This window comes from Catenulispora sp. MAP12-49 (assembly GCF_041262705.1).
Taxonomy (GTDB): Bacteria; Actinomycetota; Actinomycetes; order Streptomycetales; family Catenulisporaceae; genus Catenulispora.
The window spans coordinates 1-19,704 of the sequence record NZ_JBGCCP010000019.1; the positions used below are offsets into that span (position 1 = coordinate 1).

Annotated in this window: 25 protein-coding genes; 18 read left to right on the forward strand and 7 right to left on the reverse strand. The window is 66.9% G+C overall.

Going from position 1 to position 19,704, the window contains the following annotated elements:
- Positions 1–102: 102 nt before the first annotated feature.
- The 4 genes from ABIA35_RS29655 (at position 103) to ABIA35_RS29670 (ending at position 4,495) form a co-directional block, all read left to right on the forward strand.
- The gene (locus ABIA35_RS29655) at positions 103–324 is read left to right on the forward strand and encodes a hypothetical protein (protein ID WP_370347609.1); all 222 of its coding nucleotides are present in this window, start codon (positions 103–105) and stop codon (positions 322–324) included.
- A gap of 182 nt (positions 325–506) precedes the next feature.
- Positions 507–2,723, forward strand: a complete 2,217-nt coding sequence (locus tag ABIA35_RS29660) for a CHAT domain-containing protein (RefSeq protein ID WP_370360006.1) — start codon at positions 507–509, stop codon at positions 2,721–2,723.
- 419 nt (positions 2,724–3,142) lie between these two features.
- The gene (locus ABIA35_RS29665) at positions 3,143–4,213 is read left to right on the forward strand and encodes an integrase core domain-containing protein (protein ID WP_370360007.1); all 1,071 of its coding nucleotides are present in this window, start codon (positions 3,143–3,145) and stop codon (positions 4,211–4,213) included.
- 51 nt (positions 4,214–4,264) lie between these two features.
- A complete protein-coding gene (locus ABIA35_RS29670; RefSeq protein ID WP_370347603.1) occupies positions 4,265–4,495 on the forward strand; it encodes a hypothetical protein in 231 nt (76 codons plus the stop codon).
- Between the two features lie 698 nt (positions 4,496–5,193).
- Here ABIA35_RS29670 and ABIA35_RS29675 read toward each other — a convergent pair.
- The 3 genes from ABIA35_RS29675 to ABIA35_RS29685 all read right to left on the reverse strand — a co-directional run bounded on the left by ABIA35_RS29675 (position 5,194) and on the right by ABIA35_RS29685 (position 7,013).
- Positions 5,194–5,481 carry a hypothetical protein gene (locus ABIA35_RS29675; protein ID WP_370347601.1) on the reverse strand — a complete coding sequence of 96 codons (288 nt, stop codon included), beginning with the start codon at positions 5,479–5,481 and terminating at the stop codon, positions 5,194–5,196.
- Positions 5,482–5,857: 376 nt separating this feature from the next.
- A complete protein-coding gene (locus ABIA35_RS29680) occupies positions 5,858–6,805 on the reverse strand; it encodes a DUF6009 family protein (protein ID WP_370347599.1) in 948 nt (315 codons plus the stop codon).
- A 34-nt stretch (positions 6,806–6,839) separates the two neighbouring features.
- Positions 6,840–7,013: a hypothetical protein gene (locus tag ABIA35_RS29685; RefSeq protein ID WP_370360008.1), complete on the reverse strand. Its 174-nt coding sequence runs from the start codon at positions 7,011–7,013 to the stop codon at positions 6,840–6,842.
- A gap of 423 nt (positions 7,014–7,436) precedes the next feature.
- Here ABIA35_RS29685 and ABIA35_RS29690 point away from each other — a divergent pair, with 423 nt between their 5' ends.
- Both ABIA35_RS29690 and ABIA35_RS29695 read left to right on the forward strand, forming a co-directional pair.
- Positions 7,437–7,667 (forward strand): hypothetical protein, encoded by a 231-nt coding sequence (locus ABIA35_RS29690; RefSeq protein WP_370347595.1) that lies wholly within the window; start codon positions 7,437–7,439, stop codon positions 7,665–7,667.
- Positions 7,668–7,706: 39 nt separating this feature from the next.
- The gene (locus ABIA35_RS29695; protein ID WP_370347593.1) at positions 7,707–8,408 is read left to right on the forward strand and encodes a uracil-DNA glycosylase family protein; all 702 of its coding nucleotides are present in this window, start codon (positions 7,707–7,709) and stop codon (positions 8,406–8,408) included.
- 276 nt (positions 8,409–8,684) lie between these two features.
- Here ABIA35_RS29695 and ABIA35_RS29700 read toward each other — a convergent pair whose 3' ends face one another.
- Entirely contained in the window at positions 8,685–8,819 is a 135-nt protein-coding gene (locus ABIA35_RS29700; protein ID WP_370360009.1) for a hypothetical protein, read from the reverse strand.
- 1,589 nt (positions 8,820–10,408) lie between these two features.
- Positions 10,409–10,669: a hypothetical protein gene (locus ABIA35_RS29705; RefSeq protein ID WP_370360010.1), complete on the reverse strand. Its 261-nt coding sequence runs from the start codon at positions 10,667–10,669 to the stop codon at positions 10,409–10,411.
- Between the two features lie 139 nt (positions 10,670–10,808).
- Between ABIA35_RS29705 and ABIA35_RS29710 the strand changes: the two genes are divergently transcribed.
- The 12 genes from ABIA35_RS29710 to ABIA35_RS29765 all read left to right on the forward strand — a co-directional run bounded on the left by ABIA35_RS29710 (position 10,809) and on the right by ABIA35_RS29765 (position 18,123).
- Complete coding sequence (locus ABIA35_RS29710) at positions 10,809–11,027, forward strand: hypothetical protein (RefSeq protein ID WP_370360011.1); 219 nt, start codon at positions 10,809–10,811, stop codon at positions 11,025–11,027.
- Between the two features lie 89 nt (positions 11,028–11,116).
- Positions 11,117–11,575 (forward strand): hypothetical protein, encoded by a 459-nt coding sequence (locus tag ABIA35_RS29715; RefSeq protein ID WP_370360012.1) that lies wholly within the window; start codon positions 11,117–11,119, stop codon positions 11,573–11,575.
- A complete protein-coding gene (locus ABIA35_RS29720) occupies positions 11,572–11,907 on the forward strand; it encodes a hypothetical protein (protein ID WP_370360013.1) in 336 nt (111 codons plus the stop codon). Before ABIA35_RS29715 ends, ABIA35_RS29720 begins: the two co-directional genes overlap by 4 nt.
- Positions 11,904–12,350, forward strand: coding sequence for a hypothetical protein (locus ABIA35_RS29725; RefSeq protein ID WP_370360014.1), 447 nt, complete (start codon positions 11,904–11,906; stop codon positions 12,348–12,350). Before ABIA35_RS29720 ends, ABIA35_RS29725 begins: the two co-directional genes overlap by 4 nt.
- A gap of 355 nt (positions 12,351–12,705) precedes the next feature.
- Positions 12,706–12,996, forward strand: a complete 291-nt coding sequence (locus tag ABIA35_RS29730) for a hypothetical protein (RefSeq protein ID WP_370360015.1) — start codon at positions 12,706–12,708, stop codon at positions 12,994–12,996.
- On the forward strand, positions 12,996–13,202 hold the full coding sequence (locus ABIA35_RS29735; protein WP_370360016.1) for a hypothetical protein: 207 nt from the start codon (positions 12,996–12,998) through the stop codon (positions 13,200–13,202). Before ABIA35_RS29730 ends, ABIA35_RS29735 begins: the two co-directional genes overlap by 1 nt.
- Entirely contained in the window at positions 13,199–13,477 is a 279-nt protein-coding gene (locus tag ABIA35_RS29740) for a hypothetical protein (protein ID WP_370360017.1), read from the forward strand. Before ABIA35_RS29735 ends, ABIA35_RS29740 begins: the two co-directional genes overlap by 4 nt.
- A complete protein-coding gene (locus ABIA35_RS29745) occupies positions 13,474–14,559 on the forward strand; it encodes a hypothetical protein (protein ID WP_370360018.1) in 1,086 nt (361 codons plus the stop codon). The genes ABIA35_RS29740 and ABIA35_RS29745 overlap by 4 nt, the downstream gene beginning before the upstream one ends.
- A 96-nt stretch (positions 14,560–14,655) precedes the next feature.
- Positions 14,656–14,835 carry a hypothetical protein gene (locus ABIA35_RS29750; RefSeq protein ID WP_370360019.1) on the forward strand — a complete coding sequence of 60 codons (180 nt, stop codon included), beginning with the start codon at positions 14,656–14,658 and terminating at the stop codon, positions 14,833–14,835.
- Between the two features lie 71 nt (positions 14,836–14,906).
- A complete protein-coding gene (locus ABIA35_RS29755) occupies positions 14,907–17,057 on the forward strand; it encodes a cell division protein FtsK (RefSeq protein ID WP_370360021.1) in 2,151 nt (716 codons plus the stop codon).
- Positions 17,058–17,272: 215 nt separating this feature from the next.
- Positions 17,273–17,488 (forward strand): hypothetical protein, encoded by a 216-nt coding sequence (locus tag ABIA35_RS29760; RefSeq protein WP_370360022.1) that lies wholly within the window; start codon positions 17,273–17,275, stop codon positions 17,486–17,488.
- Complete coding sequence (locus ABIA35_RS29765; protein WP_370360023.1) at positions 17,485–18,123, forward strand: hypothetical protein; 639 nt, start codon at positions 17,485–17,487, stop codon at positions 18,121–18,123. Before ABIA35_RS29760 ends, ABIA35_RS29765 begins: the two co-directional genes overlap by 4 nt.
- 180 nt (positions 18,124–18,303) lie before the next feature.
- Here the strand turns inward: ABIA35_RS29765 and ABIA35_RS29770 are convergent, their stop codons facing one another.
- Together ABIA35_RS29770 and ABIA35_RS29775 are read right to left on the reverse strand one after the other, a co-directional pair.
- The gene (locus tag ABIA35_RS29770; protein WP_370360024.1) at positions 18,304–18,990 is read right to left on the reverse strand and encodes a hypothetical protein; all 687 of its coding nucleotides are present in this window, start codon (positions 18,988–18,990) and stop codon (positions 18,304–18,306) included.
- 153 nt (positions 18,991–19,143) lie between these two features.
- A complete protein-coding gene (locus ABIA35_RS29775; RefSeq protein ID WP_370360025.1) occupies positions 19,144–19,683 on the reverse strand; it encodes a flavoprotein in 540 nt (179 codons plus the stop codon).
- Positions 19,684–19,704: the final 21 nt, after the last annotated feature.

Genomic DNA, 19,704 nt, shown 5'->3' on the forward strand with positions numbered 1-19,704 from the left:
CACGGCCACTTCACCAAAACCGCCCCAGCCACCTACACCATCACATAACCAGCCTTGACAGAGCCCTACCAAACCTTAACTACGCGGCATTGGGCGCCGGCGGTGCAGTCCCTGTTCCTGGGAGATGCGTTGGAAGACGCCAACTACGTCGAGGCCGGCTCATTCGGTCAGAACCGCATCGCGAATATCGTCGCACTCGCGGCAAAGGGCGTCCTGCGCCGCGAAAACTGGCAAGAAGACATGCGCAAGCACGACGCCGTACGGCAGCGCCAGGACGTGAATGCCGCCCGTACCAAGAAGACCGAAGGCGCAGGAGAGGGCTGACAGCGGGGTCATCCATGCTGGCCGGCCGCCGACCGTTCTCTCCGGAGGGGCTGTTTGGGGTTCGGATCACGTGGGTGTGGTGAAGAGTTTCAACCACATCCGAGGCCGTTCTGCAACAGTCCATCCGGATCGCCGACGCCCAAGCGTCGGCCCCAACCGACCACTCCCCCCAGGCACGCGGCTTGGCGATCCTCGAGATCCATAACCACCTGCTCAGCTACCTGAACTTCCACGATGAATCCCACCGGAACGCAGCTCTCGATCTCGCCCGCCGACTCCGCGCGACAGGGCTGGAGCACGATGATCCCGAGACGTTGCTCCACGCGGACATCGCAATGAACCTCATCGAGACTACGGGACCGGCCGGCGCCATCGACAACGGCATCTCCGACGCGCTCCTCGACCGCTGTCGTACGTCGGCGGCGAGCTGCCCGGTCGACCATGAGCTGCATCCGCTAGCAGCGAACATCCTGATTAAAGCGCTCGTCCTGCGCGCGACGACCATCCAGCCCACGGATCCTGACCAGGCCCGAGCACTCGCCACTGAAGCCGTCTCCTGGCTCGACCGTGTGGAGGGGTCACTTCCCCAAGTCATGCTGGACGTAATGCTGCGGCTCACGGACCCGCTCCGCGGCGGTCGCCGAGCTGATCTGGCAGCGGTGGTCGCACAAGCACCTCCGGTCGAAGGACACCTCGGCGAACTGCTTCGATCCATCTCCCTGGGAACCTCGGTCCTGACAGATCCCGAAGGTACCCGCCGAGAACTCCTCGACCCCACCAAACCAGCCTGGTACCGGGCATCGACAGGGTTGGGCATCGCGGGACGCGTCCTCAGCGAACCCTCGGCGGACCCGGCTCTCGGACTCACCTTCGCCGAGGACGCCGCCGAAGCCGTGGCCCAGGTCACCCTCCACGGCAGCGATCCCCACACGACCGGCCACGGGCTCATCACCTTCGACGGCACGCTCCGAGAGATCGTGAGCATAGTCCTCGGCCTCGCCGGTGATGTCCCGGACCTCACGCGACGCGCGGCGGTGCTCCTGGAGCGAGGTCGTGGTCTAATTCTCGCCCGGCTGTTGGACAGCGACGCCGATCTGGAGAACCTGCAGGCGTCACATCCTCTGCTCGCCCGACGTTTCACAGAGATCGCGCAGCAGCTTGGCATCGGTCATAGCGCGCAGGACCGGCTGGCCGATCTTCGATCGTCGCAGGAGCTCGATGACTTGACCGCCGGCATCCGCCGGCTACCGGGCTTCGAGGACTTCCAGCGCGGACCGTCCGCAGAGCAGCTCCAGGCTGCGGCGGAGGACGGCCCGATCGTCATCCTGAACCACGGCGATCCGTTCTGTCACGCCCTGATCCTGCGACCTGCGGGCATCACGGCGCTACTGCTCAAAGTCGATCCCGCGCACCTCACCACCACGGCGAAGCGCTTCCACGCCGCGCTCAACGCCATCAACGCAACCGGCTCGCACCGACCCGCACCGGCCCAGATCGTCGAAGCCGCGCGCGTGATGCGCGAGACGCTTTCCTGGACGTGGCACCGCATCACCGCACCCGCCCTGCACTCCCTCGGCATCACAGATCCGGTTCCCGACGAAACACGAATTCCACGCGTGTGGTGGGTCCCGAGCGGCTCGTTCAACGCTCTGCCCTTGCACGCAGCACAATGCAATCTCCCCGACTGCCCCGAATCCGACTGCGCCAGCGCCCTGGATGCCTGCGTATCCTCTTACGCCCCCAGCGTCCGTGTACTCCGCCACGCGCATCGCGGAACGCAAAGGACAGACCGACAGACCTCCGGAGCCCTCACCCCGGCACTAATCATCGCAGAGGACGATGACCACATCCCCGGTTCCGCCTCCGCCGCCGTCATCGCAGCCGAGCATCTGGGGGCCGCCGACCCGCTCATCGGAACGGACGCGACCCGCGAGCGCGTCCTCGACGCCCTCGCCGCCGCCAAATTGGTCCACTTCAGCTGCCACGCGGTCGCCGACCCGACCAGCCCCTTGGGCAGCCGCATCCACCTACCGAGCGGACAGGAACTGGCCGTCACAGACATCTTCCGCACCCGCTCCGCCTCAGCCCGCCTCGCTTTCCTGTCGGGCTGCGGCACGGCGCAGACCGCGGAGCGACAGGCCGATGAGGCGATCCATCTGGCCAGCGCGTTCCTGGTCGCAGGGTACCCCCAAGCGATCGGCACGCTCTGGGAGATCGAAAGCACGCGCGCCGGAACGGTTGTCCGCGAGTTCTACCACCGCCTGGCCACCACGATGGACACCGCCGAGACCGATGCCGAATCTGCAGCGGTCGCGCTGCACTATGTGGTCCGCGCACTACGCGACGCGCATCCCCACAGGCCGCAGGACTGGGCAGCCTACGTCCATGCCGGCGTTTGACCGGGAGCAGCACAGACTGAGGGTGCCGACAATCACTGCGAGCTGGGATGATGCCATATCATGAGGTTAAGGTTGATCTATCTGGTCGTGACCCGGATGTTCTCGAGTCTGCGGTTGGCCAGGTAAGATTCGGCGGCGAAGAGCGTCGAGATCCTGATGCTGCGGCGTCAGCTTGCTGTCACACAGCGCTCTTACGATCGAACACCCGGTCAGAGGGTACCCCTGGCGGGGCTCCATGCAGATCGGTCCATGCCACACAGGCCGCTGACCTGCGATCTTTCAAGATCATGATGGAGTGGGCGCTGCCGTAGGCCGGTTCATCTGGCCTAGGCGGTCGCAACCCCGTCTGCAGACGCCTGTCCTACGCCAATACTCGGCCTGTGTGACCTGGGACGGGGCATCTGGGAGGATCACGTCCCGTGGCTGTCGGTCTGCTGTATCGGATCTTCGTCAGCGTACTGGGTTGGCTGGTGTTGTTGGCCCGGTCCTCGGCATCGAAGGACGCGGAATTACTTGCGCTCCGGCATGAGGTTGCGGTGCTGCGCCGGACCAATCCGAAGCCGCGGATTGACTGGTCCGATCGGGCAGTCTTGTCCGCGTTGGCCAGGGTCCTGCCGAAGGCGCTGCGGGCACACCGGCTGGTGACCCCCGGCACGCTACTGCGGTGGCATCGCCGGCTGATCGCGAACAAGTGGCGCCAGCCCAAACCGCCAGGTCGTCCACCGATCCCGGCCGATGTGGTGGCGTTGATCGTCCGGCTCGCGAGCGAGAACCCGAGCTGGGGTACGGTGCGGATCCAGGGCGAACTGCGCCGGCTCGGTCACCGCATCGGCGCCTCCACGATCCGACGGATCCTCCGCTCGCGCAGGATCCCGCCTCCGGACCGGTGTAACGACACATGGCGAACGTTCCTGCGCTCCCAAGCAGAGACGATTCTGGCAATCGACTTTCTGCATGTCGACACTGTGATGCTGAAGCGGCTGTATGCGGCGGTCGTCATTGAGGTCGGCAGCCGCCGGGCCCATCTGCTGGGCGTCACCGACCATCCGACCGACGCCTGGGCCACTCAAGTCGCCCGGGAACTCGCCGCCGATCTGGAGCAGGCCGGGCACCGCTTCACCCGGCTGATCCGGGACCGGGATGCAAAGTTCACCGAGTCCTTCGACGCGGTGTTCACCTCGATCGGTGTCGAGTCCTTGCTGACCGCGCCGCAGGCGCCGAGGATGAACGCCTACGCGGAGCGGCTGATCGGCTCGATCCGCCGCGAATGCTGCGACCGTCTCCTCATAGTCGGGCAGCACCACCTACGTCGGATCTTGGGCGAATACCTCGAGCACTACAACTCCGGCCGCTCTCATCAAGGCCACGAAATGGGTCTGCGTGCACCGGACGATCGATCCAACGTGATCCCAATGCCAGTGCCTATCAACGAGATCCGCCGCCGAAAACGACTCGGAGGCTTGATCAACAAGTATCGAACGGCGGCTTAAAACCCCAGGTCACACCCAGTAGCAGGGTTTTGGAGTAGGACAGGTCGGCCGATGCTCTCCGCGCTGGTCGTCACAAAGGAGACCGGTCTGCCCGGCGAAGGATTCGCCAAGCTCGCCAAGCACCTGGGCATCCAGGCCAGCGACGACGAAATGGCCCTCTGGGATACCCAGCTTGCGCGAGTCGTGGAGTTCTGGACTGATGACGATCCGACGGTGGCGCTCGACGCCGCCCTCGAACGCGTGACTCGCGAGTTGGCGTCGATCCGCGCGGCGCTGCACTGATACCGCACCACGACAGCTGTCTAACACTCGCTGGCGAGGCTACCGCAACGCTCATCCGCATCGGCTGGGGGATCTTGCAGCATGGTTAGCGATGCGCCCCACCAGTGCGGGATAGCAGTCTCCGATGCCCACATCGGCGATCACTGGTTCAGCGCCCGATGGGCCACCACGTTGCACAGCCGGAGCTGCGGAAGCTGTAGTCGGACGACAGGATTCTCACGGTGTCGGGACCACCCAACGAGGTCCCGCTCGCAACTACGGCGTCCGGCTGCCCGGAAGCATCCTTGAGTACGACCCATGTACAGGGCGTTCCACTGTGCTCGGGCCCCAGGCTCTGGTAGACGCCGCCGTCAATGTCGGGACCAACCCGGTACTCGTCATTCCCCAAGCCGCCGTTCATGTGGTTAAGGACGGCGACTACGCCCGGGATAGTGGGTGCTGCCGTGGAAGACAGCGCCGACGAGTGGGAGATCGTAGAATCGGCAGAAGGGGACGTCGAGCTGGGCCGCAGAAGATAGGTGCCAAGGGCTGCAGTGGTGGCGGCCACGATAACCGCAATTACGAACCACAACAACGCGATCTTACGCATCAACATGTTGGGATCCTCTACGGCGACCGCGTCAGTAGCTGCGTTTGGAACAAGGCGCTTGAGCCTATACCTGATCGAGCATGCAACAAAGCCGGGTCTCTTTGCCAGGTCAACAAGTCGAGCCTCCAGAACGCTGGCAGACGGCGACTACGTTGGTGCGCGGCTGAGCAAGCTGCTCGCGCGACGCCTGATTCTCCAACGTGAGAACGTGAACGGCCCGAATCGGCGCGGCGAGGTCGGCTTCGAGCTGCTTGAGCTTTTCGTTCTTGTTCGCGGTTGTCTTCTTCAGCTTGGTGATCTCGGCGCGGAGCCGGACCTCGATGTCCGGCGTCGCGCCGAGTTGCTTGGCGCGGGCGTCTTGACGCTGCTGCCCCGAAGCCGCTCCGAGTCGCCGCATGCATAACCACGACGGGCCCGAGCCCGCGACGGGCTTGGCAGCCGAGGACGCGATTGAGCTCGCCGAGCTACTGGACTTCCAAACGCACCTGGCTCGGTAGCCCGGACAACAGCACCCTGGCCGCGTCGCTGGCGAGATTCGTCAACACCGACGGCTTCGACATCGCTGATCTACGGACTGATCTCGCACGGTTCGTATTCCTACTCTGCGGCAGCGCCGACAAGGACTTCGGAAACCTACCGGATTGAGGGGACGCCTCCACGGAGCTGGCCATCGCGTTTCCCGGGCGCACGGTTCACAGCCAGCGGTCGGCAACCAGTCGGCCTGGCCTCCAGCACGATCAGAAACCAGAACCCGGGCCGGCTCGCGGTCAGGTTCACCAAGTGCTATGCCACCTCGTCCACCAGTCTGGATCCTCTTCTTTGTTGCCTTGGCAGGGCCGGTCGAGTGGGTCATCGCTGTATCGATGCCGCCACGGGCACGGCATGTCAATCCTCACCGGCGGCGGGATGGGTCCTCCCCACGCGCGGTCAGTCAACCGGCCGCTGACTCGCTCAGCGACGGTGAGCGGATCGACCGCCTCGATCGGGCATGCCATGCGATAGGCGCCATCGGGCCTGCTGCTGCGGTCGCGCGAAGTGACATAGAAGGCTCTGCGCCGGAACCGTTGGGGTCCCGTCGGGCTGGTGGAGGGAGCCCCGCGCACAAGCTCGGCATAGCCCACCAGACGTATCTCGCGACTCCTCGACATTCCGAACAGGTCGGCGGGATGGCCCTTCCGGTGCGCCGAGTCGTATAGCCTCTGACGGACGTATTCGTGTTTCTCCGGAGGTTCCAGCCACATAATCTGGGACTCGTGACGCAGCTCTTCGGAATCGAGGTCGCGGGGGTTGCGGAAAATAGCAGGTGGACAACACAGGGTGCTCGGCGGCGAACCGTTGTTGAACCGCTGGACCGTGATCCAGTCTCCGTGCGCCTCGGCCAGGGTGACTATCCCGTCCCACAGTGCAACTAGACTTCCCGCCTGGTCCAGGGAGACGGTCTCCGTGGCCCCGCCCACCGTCGACTTCCAGCGCTCGTAGTCAGCGTCACCGGCGAGAACTGGTTCCAGACCCCTGTTGCGCCAGGAGGTGAGTACCGCGTCTTCGAGCGCCTCGGCCTGATCACGGGTGCCGAATAGAACCTGGCCAGCTGCAATGAAGCCATAGTCCTGATGGTCCTCAACACGACCGGTGTCGATGTCACCAATGCCGACCTTAGCTAAACCCCACTTCTCTTGCCAGATCAGATAGACCAGCGACCTCACGGTCCGGACATCGACCACAATACCCCCCTCGGGCTCTTGGTCTTCTCAGACTTCACCATGACACCGACATGAATCCGTAGTCGATGATGGAAAGTCTCTGACACAACGCTTGAACGAAGGCGATCACGGCGTGCGCATCGCACCCACGCACGACGAGGTCAGAGCCGAAGCGCTCGATGTCTTGCGTGAGGCGCCACAGCTCGACAAGCTCGCCTTGCTCGTGCATGCGGGGGATCCCTTCCGCTCCGAGTTCCCCAGTGAGCGGCAGTGTGCGAACACCTCGGTTGAGCACGAAGTCTGACGGGGCTAGAGTCCGAGCACACAATCGCGGTCGCCATGTCGCTGCTGATCACCTGCTCTCCATCCCCCACGTTGATCCCGGACCCGAAGACCCGACTGAACCGTGCGACAGAACCAGCCCTGGAACAGTCGAAAATCCATCCAAGAGTTGACTTGATAGTGCCTCGGCGAGTTCTCGGTCAAGTCTTCGAAAGCCACACCCTTAGTGACGCGCGCCGTAACCAGCAGAATTCTGACCCAGGGCGCAGTCGTCAACTCTGCATACCGCGCCAGTCCTGAATTGGCCTGCTGCCCACCGTGGTCGGTGAAATCACAGGACGTTGTCAGTCCGACCTATCACCATTGCCGGATGAGCGACGAAATGGCGGTGCAGGTGGCCGACGCCTTGGAGGACGTCCGACGGGTTCTGCAGGATCCGGCGCCAGCGGTCACCGACCAGCACCTCGTCTCACGCGTTCTGCTCAAGCGATTCGCCGCGCACGGCGGACTGGATGCCAGGAACGTCGTCCCCTTCGACCTGGCGCGCCCCGAGGCCAAGTCGGTTCTCGGATTCGGCGATGGCAATTCGGCGCACCGGTGACCCCTCGCCTTAGTCAGCCGGGCACATACACTGTTCGACATGCCCCGGAAGCCGCTCGGCCGCCTGGATACTGACAAACTCGGTCTTGATCGCTTTGCTGCCCTGGTGCCGGGTGAGCTTGCAGGCGTGTCCGGGCGGGTCTTCTACTCCGGTCGCGACGCGTTCTCCTCGATGTCCCCGCTGTACTTACTCGGCCTCAACCCCGGCGGTGACCCGGACGCCTATCGGACCGAAACGATAGGCAGGCACCCGGCCGAGGTCGCCTCACACCCTGGCAACTGGTCGGCCTACCGCGACGAGGCCTGGTGCGGTGGCGAGCCCGGCACGTGGGGTCTCCAGCCGCGGGTGCTACATCTGTTGCGACGGCTTTCGCTGGATCCAGGAGAAGTCGCATCCAGCAACCTCGTGTTCGCGCGCAGCCAGCAGGAGGCGTCGCTGACGCGCCGACAGCTGCTCCAATACGCCGACGCGTGCTGGCCGTTCCACCAGGCCGTGATCGAATCTCTACAGGTGCGGGCCGTCGTCTGCTTCGGGCAGACGGCCGGCTCCTATGTCCGCCGCCGCCTACACGCAGACCGACAGTGCGGCGAATTCGTGGAGACCAACAATCGGGGCTGGACCAGCCGCGCGCACGCCGGCGAGGGCGGAGTCAACGTCGTGACCGTCACCCACCCATCGCGCACTGACTGGTGCAACCCGGCGGCCGACATATCCGACCTTGTCTCCAACTCGCTCAGCTAGTGGGTATCTGAGAAGTTGTCAGGCAGGCGCGGCGGGCCGCGCGTCCTAGCAGGAGCGTGCTCATCACGAGGTAGATGACGATCTCGGAGGCAGCGGCGCGGACTGTTTAGCCTCAGGCCAGGCGACGGCAGCGGCCCTGCGAAGCCAGACTTCTCTCGACAACCCAGCGGCAGGGCAGCGGGATGAACGCCGGCCCGCGTTCCGGAGGCGGCGTTCCCACACGAGCCCAGGCCCGGAAGGACGCGCCGCTGTAACCTTGATCGGCCCAGATGCGATTCAGCCGCAGAAGCCGCCATACGCTTTGACCCTGGCCAGCAGCATCATGGCCCCGTCCCGGTCTCCGCTGTACGCCAGACTGACGCACGCCTTGAGCACGGTGCCGGTCGTGTCTACCGGAACGTGGCGCTTCACCCCGGACACCTTGTTCGAACGACACCTCGTCGCCATCGGCCCGGTCACGTCTACGGCACTGTTCCAGTCGACGCGCGCGACGGGCTGAACGCCATGTGCCGCGACCTGACAGCCGAATAGGCCACCGAGGCGGAGCTCGCTCAACGGTCCTGACGCTCGCGCCAGGCTGTCGTTGCGTGCGGGGGCCCGCCGCACCGTCGGCTCCGTGGCCGACTCCTACGACAACTCCCTGGCCGAGGCCGTCAACGCCACCCTCAAGAAAGAGCTGATCCACCGGAAGAGCTGGAGAACTCGTACCGAGGTCGAGCCCGCGACGTCGGCCTAGACCATCTCCCCAGCTGACACGTTCAGCACACACAGCCCCAACCAGCGGACTTCGCGCGATCCTCTCTTAATCCGCGGGTTCGGGGTTCCAGTCCCTGGCAACGCTCGCCACCAGCCGATCGCCGAACGGTGACTGAGGTTGTGCTGTTTCCATATAGGGCTGATCCGAACTTGGAAGCCTCCAGCCGCTGCAGTCAGTCTGGGAAAACTTCGCCTATGGCCCGGAAATCCGCCTGGACCAGTGGTGGTGGCGAACCGCGCCGCACGACCGGTGCTGAGTAGGTACGGGATCGCAGAGCACGCAGTCTTACAACACTCGGAGACGCCGGACCGGCCGGCGGCACAAGCCGCTGCGGCTCGACCCGCAGAAGCGCGCGCGAACTATGCCTGGCTTGGCAGGGCCAGTTATACGAGTCCGTCCCCGGACCGTACCCGGACGCTTCTGCCAAGACGGTAGAGACCGTGTGGCACGGATTGCCACGCCACAGGGTTGTCCGGCAGCACGCGACGCACTCAGGCACTGCCCGTGACCTGGCAATACCGTTTCCCAGGCCTTCAAATCGACCCGCCTGGCCGGACGACACAAAGCGACATCCACCGCCATGAAAATCGAACCCGCAACCAAGATCAGGTACGGAGTCGGTACGGCCGTACCCGGACCGTACCCGGACACTTCTGCATTTCCCGAAACTCGAGCCCGCGACTCGAACACCCGCACCAAGAGTCGCGACGACTCGACTCGGGGAAAACAAAAACCCCAGCTCAGCTTCGGTGAACAAGAGTTTGAACGAGTGCCCCCGGCAGGATTCGAACCTGCGACCATCGGATTAGAAGTCGGGGACGATTCGTGTCGCGAGGTGTCAGACGATGCCGAATGACACCGTTTATGCAGGTCAGCCTATCAAAGGCTGTCAGTGGGTACCAGGTCTGATGCGCCGATGGTCGCGAGTACGTGACCAACGCGCGACCAACGCGACCAGACTCCCCCACTGGCGGAAGGCGATCGTCCCGGTTCGCTTCCATGCGGAGGTAGCACCGTGAGCCTCACTCGGATTGGGCGGTGGTTTACCCGCGCTGCGCTTGCCCACTACGACAGGCGCGCGCTACCGCGCCAATCCCTCAATGGCTGGCGCGGAGTGTGGCAGTGCATCGACATGGCGTTGTGGTTCATGCGGTGGGCGGCGGCCGGAATGGCGGTTGCTGCCGCCGTATTGGCGCTCGCGTACAAACCCGAGTCGGCGCTTCTCCACCAGGTCCGCGGGGGCTCAATCCTCGTCCTTCGGAGCGCGCGCGGGCCTGCCGCCGCCAGCGCCTTGGCCAGGTCGCCCCGCGCCCCATGCCTTGATCTCATCTCGGCGGCTCGCAGCCCATACGGGCGACCGGCCGAAGAGGCGATCCTCGGTCGGGAACGGATGATCGGCGTAGCGGCGCCCCGGTTTGGAGTGGGCCCGGTAGAAGCTGATCGTCTCTGTCTTGACGCCGAGGAGTTCCGCGAGGTCGGCGAGGGTCAGGTAATCGTCGGCCATGTCCGTGTCCTTGGTCTGTAGGTGGTCGCGCTGATCGTCGCATTCTCCGATCCGGGTTGCAAGTCTCTCATTGACAAAGTTTCTGACCAGGCGTAGCGTCTTCCTTGTCAAGGAAACATTGGCAAGGGAGGCAGCCGAAATGACCACCACCGCCCGCACCGGGACCCGCCACATCGTTACGGTCACGGCCGCTCTGGTCGATTCGGTCCTCGCCGGTCTCGCCGGAGAGTTCGACGACTGCGCGATATGCGGCCACGCCTCGGCCGACCTGTACGACCGCCTCACCGAGGACGGCGACCAGGTCCGGGCCTGCGAGACCTGCGTCGACCGCTACCACCTCGGCCACGTCGCCGAATAGCCAGTCCTACAACAGGGCGGCCCCGCTCGGTGCGCCAACACCGATACGGGGCCTAGATCACCAACCCTCCACAGAAGGGCAAGGATCCTGTGAACACCCTAATGAACCGCCCCGCTCCCGCGCTGAACCGCCTGCGCAAGGGCACCATCACCGCCCGCCGCGTCCTGCGTGGCCTGCTCGCCCCGGCCGCGCGGCCCGTGGTCGTCGCCCCGCAGACCGCCCCGGACCCGGCCGGCCTGTACACCGCCGACGAGCTGCCGCCGCTGGCGGACATCGAGGCCGCGGCCGAGAAGTTCGTGACCGCCTCGGAGCAGGCCCGCACGGCCGACCGCGTGAAGCGCGCCAGTCGGAAGATCCTGGACCGGCTGCCCGCCGGCCGCTACGGCTTGTTCCAGGTCGAGCGCGTTGAGAACGCCCGTGAGGTTGCCGACCTGGAGGCGATCCGCGCCATCTTCGTCGCCAACGGCCTCGGTGAGGTGCCGATGAAGCGCACCGCGCCGTCGCTGAAGGTCGCATTCGCGCCCGAGCTGGCCGAGGTGACCCTGTGACCACCGCGATAGCGAACGCCGCCCGCAGCTGCCCGGCATGGTGCGCGACCCACGTCGACGAGACCGACGTGTGCCTCAGCGCGAACGTCACTGTCGACGCCACCGACGCCGACGGCTGGCAGCCCTGGATGGCCAAGGCGCTGTCCGTCATGCTCGGCGCCGCGCCCGACGAGGGCGTGAGCATCAGCCTGGCGGTCAACCACACCGGGCCCTACGACGTGCCGGTGACGGTCGCCCGGCAGTACGCCCTGGCGATACTCGCGCAGTGTGAGCGCGCCGGCGTTCCCCTCGTCCCCGGTCCGCGCGCCAGCACCGAAGGCGGTGCGAAGTGACCGCCCGCGCCTACCCGCTGCCCCGGCCCGAGTCCGACGGCGACCCGCGCTTCAGCTTCGGGCTGATGTACGACGTCGGCAAGGTGCTGGAGGCGCACGGCTTCCCGCCGGTCCGCAACGGCTCGGACCACGTTGACCTGATGACGGCGCTGTTCGGCTTCGTTTACGCCTCCGAGGCGCGGCCGGTGCCGGCTGAGGACGACTCGCCGCTGACGTTCGCCGAGTACCGGGACGCGATCCCGTACTGGCGGGGTCGCGTGAAGAGTGCCGAGTCCGCCGGCGACCTGGCGGCGGCCGAGCGGTCCCGTCGCTGCCTGAAGCTGCTGCAGGAGCGCGTGAAGCGCGCCGAGGCGACGGCGCAGCGCGGCGAGTGGCACGTGGACATCTCCGATGAGGCGCTGGCCGAGCTGGCGTCGCACGCCGGGGCGGGGGTGGCCAAGTGAGCGCCGCTGTCCTGACCCGTCCCGTCCCGGTCATCGTCCGCGGCTGCGACGTGTGCTTCGGAACCGGCCGGATCTTCGCAAAGCCCGGTGTCCTCGTGCCGTGCCCGAACGGCTGCCCGTCCGGGTTCTCGATGGCCGGTGGCTGCCTGTCCTGCGGGTGCGCGCCGTCCGCCTGCTCGTCGGGGTGCGGCTGTGACTGCGGCTGCTGCCCGGAGCCGTACCGACTGCCCGCATAGCGGCCCTGAGCCGCTCTGGCGGTCCGTCCGCGCCATCACGGCGGGCGGGCCGTCACGGGGGCTCACGGACTGCTACGCGGCATCCCCGGCCGCACCCGAACCCTGCGAAGGACAACCTCATGCGCTCCAACCTGATTGCCCGCGCGGGCTTGGCCTCGGCGCCGATGACCGCGTTCGCGCCGCTCGCCGGCGCCGCCCTCACCGGCCACGGCGTGCCGTGGCTGCTGCTGCCCGTCGGCTCGATGGTCGCGTTCGTCGGCGGCACCTGCGCCGAGCGCCGCACCGCCTCCGCCCGCCGCCGCGGCTTCATCGTCGCCGACCCGGCCCCGGATGCCGACGGCGTCGTGTGCGCCACCGCCCCGCGTGACCTGGTCGGCGTCGAGTTCACCTGGGTCGACGAGGCCGCGTGATGGACACGCCCGCCCTGCCGCCGCGGCCCGGTATCGGCCTGGCCGCCGCCGGGCTGCTGGAGGTGGGTCTGGCGTCGCTGGAGGCCGGCCACCTGCCCGCCGCGATCGGCTCACTCGCAGCGATCGATGACGAGGCCTGGTCGGCGATCATGCGCCGATTCCCGAACCTTCCCGCCTTGATCGAAAAATGGAGTGACCCCAGATGACCAGCAACGACAACCCGCGAGACGCGGTAAACAGCCCGCCGTCCCCCATCGCCGTGTCCCCGCTCATCGTCCTCGGCGCGTTCGCCGCCCTCCTCGCCGACCTGGTCGCCGAGGCCGAGGCACAGGAGTGCCGGCTGGACGCGAACAAGTTCAAGTTCATCGCCAAGTTCACGGCGATGACCATCGACACGCGCGGTGTCGAGGACGCTGCCCGGTTCGCGGCCCGGATCGGCGGCCTGGACGTCGTCGACGACCCGCAGGCGGTGACCTTGTGACCACCACCACCTTCACACACTGGGCCGCCGCGAACGCGCCCTGGTCCTACATCGGCGCCAGCGTCACGGCGATGCTGGGCTTGGCCTTGCTGCTGGTCACGGCGCTGATGGGGCGCAACGCCATCCGGGCCACCGGCCGCGAACGGCGTATTTCGGCCCTGATCAACGTCGCTGGCTTGCTGGCCACCTCCGTGCAGGCCACCGGCATGTGGAAGTTCTTCAGCCACACGATGGGCCTGCCGGTCGGGTTCCGGGTCGTGCTCTTCGCGTTCATGGAGATCGCGCTGCTGGCCTGCGCCCTGCGGGCCCGGGACAACGTCGAGAAGGGCAACGACGCCGGCATCGACTGGTTCCTCGTGGTGGCGCTGGCGCTGGCCTCCGGCGTCATGTCCTCCACGGACGCCGCCTCGGCGCAAGAAGTGCTGATGCGCGTCCTGGTGTCGCTCGTGGTGGCGCTGCTGTGGACGCGGGACCTGATGGCGGCGAAGAAGAAGGCGCGTGCTGCAGGTGGCCGGCGTTCCGGCCCGGTGCGCTGGCGCATCACCCCGGAGCGCATCTTCGTGGCGCTGCGCCTGGCGGACGCCGTCGACACGACCGTCCAGGGTGTTGAGGCCGGCCGCCGCGTCTCGCGGTACCTGCGGGCGACCGACCGTGCCGCGCGGTCCTGGCGGCGTCCGTGGTTGCCGGACGCACGCGCCGACCGGGCGCGGATGCGGCTGACCACCCATGCCCTCATGCACGGCGACCCGTCGGCGGTCCATGAGCAACTGGCAGATTCGGCGTTCAACGACGCGCTGAAGCGACTCGGAATCGGCGCAACGCAGACGCCCCAGAACCGGCCCGTTCTCAACGTCCTGTCGCCGTTCACTCGGCCGTTCCCCCCGCAGGCCAGCCCGTTCAGTGCGCCCGTTAACACCCTGCCTTCACCGCAGCCCGCGGACCCGGTCCAGCAGGCGCGTGAACTCCAGCGGCAAGGCCTGTCCTATCAGCAGATCGGTGACCGGCTCGGCAGATCGAAGACGTGGGCCTTCAACGCGGTCAACGGCCAGGCGCCGGCGTCGGTGAACGGCCACGGCGGCTGATTCCCGGTGCTGCTCGGCCGGCTGGAGCGCGGCCGGCCGGGCGGCACGGGGGCGTCAGACGGCGTCCGCCCACTACTAGCCAGAAAGGGCCCTGACATGGCCAAGAACCAGCACGACGAAGCCGCACACAAGGCCTACCGCGAAGCCGGCAACGCCGGCCCGTGGAACTGGGACGCCAACGCCCCCGCCGACGAGTCGAACACCCCGCGCGAGCAGCTGGAGATCCTGGCCAGGCTGCGCGACCTGCCCGACTGGGACTCGTACAAGACCAGCTGACCGACCTGCCGCCGTCGGCGTCCTGGACCCAGGTGCCGACGGTTTGGGCGCTAGCAGCGAAGGAAACCGCAATGCTCGAACACACGATCAACGGCCACACCAGGGCCGAGGAAATCCCGCTCCAGGTCAAACCCCTCGGCTTCGACCCCTACACGCCGCCGGCGAGTTCGGACGTCGCGCCGGACACCGTTCCGGAGCAGGACCCGCAGCCGGCACCCGAACCCGACGTCGGCGACGAGCCGCAGGATCAGGCGCCCGACGAGTCGCGCCGGTACTTCCACCGCGTCCGTACCGTCGCCACGCACAAGCACACCCGCACCGCCGTCCGGCACGCCGCCTACGTTGCGCAGGGCGTAGCCATCACCGCACGTCAGCGGCGTGATACCCGCTCGACCGCGCGGCACGAGCGGATGATGCGGGTCGCCGAATCGCAGGGCGACCACGCCACCGCGCTGTTGTGGGAGGAGAGAAAGCACCGGCACCTCGCGGACAAGCACGCCCGGCGCATGCAGCTGCTCCACGCACCGGTGCACGCCGCGAAGTCCGGCGCCTACGGCACCGCGACCGCGGCCGGGCTGCTGCTGGTCATCGGCGTGTGCCTCGCCGCCGCCGAACACGACCCGCACCAGGTCGCTACGCCGTTCATCGACGCCGCCGACGTGGTGAAGTTCATCATCACGGCGGTGTCGATTCTGTGGCCGCCGGCGGTCCTGGCCGGCATGTTCGCCGGCGTCGCCGCGCTGTGGCAGACCGGCCGCAAGCGGGCTGACATGCCGGGATGGCTCGTGACTTCCGTCGAGGGTGACGACCTCGTTATCGACGAGCGCACCATCACCCTCGCGATCAAGGCTCTGCGGATCCAGGGCGTGACGGAGTACATCAAGAAGGGCATGCCGTTGCAGTACCTGGTCCCCGCGCGGGAGGACGGACGCGGCACCTACGCCTCGCTGCGACTGCCCCACGGTGTCAGCGCCGAGAAGGTCGCGAAGCGGCGCACCGACCTGGCCACTGGCCTGCACCGGGCGGCCAAGGAAGTGTTCCCGACCGTCGGCGCCGAGGCCGGGATCCTGAACTTGTGGATCGCGGACAAGGGCCGCCTCGAGGAGGGCGCCGGGCCGTACCCGCTGCTCACCGAAGGCAAGGCGGACTTCTTCAAGGGCTTCCCGCTGGGGCGGACCCTGCGCGGAGACCTGATCAGCGCGCCGGTCAACGGCCGGAACACGATCGTCGGCGGCATGCCCGGTCAGGGCAAGTCCTCGGCGGCGCGCGCCCTGATGGCCGGCGCCGCCCTGGACCCGTCGTGTGAGCTGCGAATCTGGGTTCCGGACGCGAACTTCGACTTCGAGGGGTTCAAGGCCCGCTGTTCCCGGTACGTGATGGGCGCCGAGGACGAGCTGATCGAGCTGATCCGCGAGGACTGCGAGCTGCTTCACGAGGAGATTCAGGCCCGCGGCCGGCTGCTGATCGAGTACGAGGAGCCGGAGGTCACGCGCAAGCTCGCCAACGCCGAACCGCGGCTTCGGCCGCTGATGACGCTGCTGGAGGAAGCGCACATCGCGTTCAACCATGCGAAGCACGGCAAAGACATCGCAGCCCTGACCATTGAGAACGTGCGCCTCGGGCGTAAGCGCGCGGTCCACCAGATCGTATCGACGCAGGCCCCGACGAAGGACTCGATTCCGCGGGACGTCACCCGCAACTGCTCCAACGGCCTCGCTTTCGCTGTCGGCGACCACGTCGCGAACGATGCGCTGCTCGGCCAGGGCGCATACCGGGGCGGGCATCGCGCTACCGAGCTGCTGCCGGGCGTGGACCGGGGCGTGTGCCTGGCCAAGGGCATCACCGGCGAGCGGTCGGACCTGATCCAGGTTCATTTCATCTCGATCACGCGGGACCTGGACCAGATCACGCCGCTGATGACGCGGGCTGTCGAGGCCGCGAACGCGAAGGTGTTGGAGGCGCCGGAGCGGCTGGAGAAGCGGGACCTGCTTGCCGATCTCGACGAAGTCCTCGGCGCCGAGGCCACGCGGATCGCGGACGTGCCGCACCTGCTGCGGCGGTTTGCGCCGACGTGGCCGGCCTACACGAAGCTGACCGGCACGGCGCTGGTAAAGCTGCTCGCCGGGCACGGGATCAAGGTTCCGTCGACGGGCAACACGTGGCCACTTGACCCCGCCACGGTCCGCCGCGCACTCGCCGAACGGTCCGAAAACGACAAGTGATCACGGGTTAGGTTCGGCGATCGGAGTTAGATCCCTAACCTCACCCGGTCAAGATCTTTACATATGCGCTGGTCAGGGCGGATGAGCCCAGTTAACCCGCCGGCGCGAGTGAGATCGGCAGTCCGCGAGACCCCGGAAACCCGGTTTCGCGGACGTCGGCCGCTTCACCTCACCTGCCTGCACCCGCCAGTTTCAGCCACAAGGAGATCACCACCATGACCGACACGCACCCCGCCCGCTGCCTGTACGAGTGCCCCGATCACCACGGCGCCGGGCCGAAAGCCCACACCATCGACTGCGTCCTGCCGTCGCCGATGGCCGCCGGCACCTACGTCTGCGACAACTGCCGCGCCGACATCGCCCGGCAGGAGATCGCCGCGGACCCGTACTACAGCGGCGACAACTACGCGCTGTTCGGCGACGACGAATGAGCACGGCCGCCATCCTCGCCGCCGGCGCCGCGGCGACCCTCGGCCTCGCCGCCTTGCCGCTCGCCGTGGCTGCCGTCGCCTCGCCGGTCAACCGTGCCCGTGACGCGCGCCGCCAGGTCGCCGACGACACCGAAGCCGGCCGGGAGACGTCCGTCCTGGTGGCGCAGATCCGCGACGGCGTCGGGACTGCCGCACTCGTCGACGACGACCCGGGCAAGCTTGCCTCGGCCGCGCACGCCGCAGCGGCTGGCCTGGCCGCCTGGCTCGCCGCCGAAGGGCACCCGGAGGACGTGCCGTTCATGCGGCGCGTACTCGACGAGCTCGGCCCGATCCTGGCCGCCGAACACGCTGAGGTGCCGGCACCCTCGACCGCCCCGCCGCTGTCGGCCGCCGTAGCGCTGCAGGTGCTGCTTCACCGGCTCCACGGCGCCTACGACGGCCCGCAACGGGTCCGGGTGGCCATCGCCGCGGGCAGCACCGCCGAGGCTGTCAGGGCACTGCCGGGCGGTGCCGCCGTGGACTTCAACCCGCTCGGCGAGCACAACCCGGTACCGATCCGCAGAGCACAGGCCGTGTGGATCTCCGCCGCTCGCGAGGTTGGCATGGGCGGGTGGGAACGCGCCGTCCACCACTGACGTCTCGACCGCACGTTCAAGGCCCGGACCGTCTTGGTCCGGGCGTTTGTCATGGGTCACGAAGAGTGGGTTCCACGGGCCCGCGAACAGCGCTGACACGGCCGTCACGGCACCGCGGACGCCCCGGCCGCGGACCCATCACGGTGAGGCTGAAGTACCGCTTCCCCGGCGACCTGATGGCTACGACTTACGCGCGGGAGCTGGCCAACCCCGATTCGGAATCCGAGCCGGAGCCTTGTCTTCCTCGAGTGCCCAGTGCTGACCGGTAAGGTCGGTGAACTCCGCATACCAGTTGGGCTTCGGCAACTTAGCGGTAGCAGGCGGCAAGCCCTCCGCAGTTGACACCGCAAACGGACGGATGTCTTCAAGGGCAACTATGGATTCTCCCGCCTTCAGCAATGCGGCTTTTGCTTGTTCGTCCCCTAGGAGCGTCGCAGCATTCCAAGAAAACTGCCCCTGCGCCTGGCAAAAGATACGAACATTCGACAGAGGCTGCCCACTGCCGTTGGAAAGAACGCAGAGGTAAGCCCTCCAACCCGTCCAACCCGGCCGTCGTAACCCCCCGGAAATGAGCTTCACCGCTTTTAGACTTTTGGCAGACTCTGCGGCGCGCAACAACTCGGTCAGGTCTTCCTGCCGCTTGTCGACCTTCTGTAGCTGCGCCCACGCACTCCAGCCAGCCCATGTCGCCGCAACCACAAGGGCCCATGTCGCCACGTCCCCGAAGGCTGGCCGCCACCGGTGAGACTGTTCAGACAGGTGAGCGATCAGGCCGCCGCCGACAACTCCAGCCGCGACCAGCAAGCCCGGACAGAGGAACTTGCGCCATGCCGCCTTTGCGGGCGTCACGGGTTGTTCTGGGGTCACCGTGACAAGGTAATCGGCCTTGTCCCCTCAACCATGAATCCTAAGTCCGACACGCTTCACAATCATGAATCGCGCCCGCTACGAAGTCTGGATTAGACCGATTCGAGGTCCGCATAATGTGTGTTATGCGGACCATCTGATCTTGGGATCGGACTACGAACGCAATGTATTGTTGAGTGCGTCCAGCGCGAGCGACCACGGGAACGGCTTCCGGGGCCCGCCGATCACATGCGGGAAGTGGTCGTCGGCATCGCCGAGCAGCACCCGCACCCCGTCCGCGCGGAGCTGGTCAACGGAGCGCGAGAACGCCGAGTGCGCGGCCTGCGCCGAGTTCAGATACGGCAGCGCCACCAGCGGCAGCCGCTTCCCTATCCCCTCGGTGATCAGACCGAGCGCCAGCGTGTCAGCATGCCCGGACGCCCACTTGTTGATCGTGTTGAATGACGCCGGCGCAACGAGAACCGCATCCGGCGGCGGCAGCACATCGGGCTGCCCGGGGAGCTTGTACCGCATCCGCACCGGGTGGCCGGTCAAAGCCGCCAAGTCTTCAAGCTCGGACTCCAGCCACAGACCCGCCGTCGGCGTCAGGATCAGGCACACGTCCCAGCCGCGCCCCTGCGCCTGTTTGATCGGGTCGGCGATCTCCAGAACTGCCGGGGTGGCGCAGCCGACGAGATAGAGCACCGGCTTCACGGACGAGGTCTCATCATCTTG

Coding starts and splice junctions, on each gene's coding strand:
- ABIA35_RS29730 (WP_370360015.1), top strand. CDS start 12,706: ATGCGCTCCAACCTGATTGCCCGCGCGGGCTTGGCCTCGGCGCCGATG.
- ABIA35_RS29735 (WP_370360016.1), top strand. CDS start 12,996: ATGGACACGCCCGCCCTGCCGCCGCGGCCCGGTATCGGCCTGGCCGCC.
- ABIA35_RS29685 (WP_370360008.1), bottom strand. CDS start 7,013: ATGCACGAGCAAGGCGAGCTTGTCGAGCTGTGGCGCCTCACGCAAGAC.
- ABIA35_RS29675 (WP_370347601.1), bottom strand. CDS start 5,481: ATGCGGCGACTCGGAGCGGCTTCGGGGCAGCAGCGTCAAGACGCCCGC.
- ABIA35_RS29750 (WP_370360019.1), top strand. CDS start 14,656: ATGGCCAAGAACCAGCACGACGAAGCCGCACACAAGGCCTACCGCGAA.
- ABIA35_RS29765 (WP_370360023.1), top strand. CDS start 17,485: ATGAGCACGGCCGCCATCCTCGCCGCCGGCGCCGCGGCGACCCTCGGC.
- ABIA35_RS29670 (WP_370347603.1), top strand. CDS start 4,265: ATGCTCTCCGCGCTGGTCGTCACAAAGGAGACCGGTCTGCCCGGCGAA.
- ABIA35_RS29710 (WP_370360011.1), top strand. CDS start 10,809: ATGACCACCACCGCCCGCACCGGGACCCGCCACATCGTTACGGTCACG.
- ABIA35_RS29705 (WP_370360010.1), bottom strand. CDS start 10,669: ATGGCCGACGATTACCTGACCCTCGCCGACCTCGCGGAACTCCTCGGC.
- ABIA35_RS29740 (WP_370360017.1), top strand. CDS start 13,199: ATGACCAGCAACGACAACCCGCGAGACGCGGTAAACAGCCCGCCGTCC.
- ABIA35_RS29695 (WP_370347593.1), top strand. CDS start 7,707: ATGCCCCGGAAGCCGCTCGGCCGCCTGGATACTGACAAACTCGGTCTT.
- ABIA35_RS29690 (WP_370347595.1), top strand. CDS start 7,437: ATGAGCGACGAAATGGCGGTGCAGGTGGCCGACGCCTTGGAGGACGTC.
- ABIA35_RS29760 (WP_370360022.1), top strand. CDS start 17,273: ATGACCGACACGCACCCCGCCCGCTGCCTGTACGAGTGCCCCGATCAC.
- ABIA35_RS29755 (WP_370360021.1), top strand. CDS start 14,907: ATGCTCGAACACACGATCAACGGCCACACCAGGGCCGAGGAAATCCCG.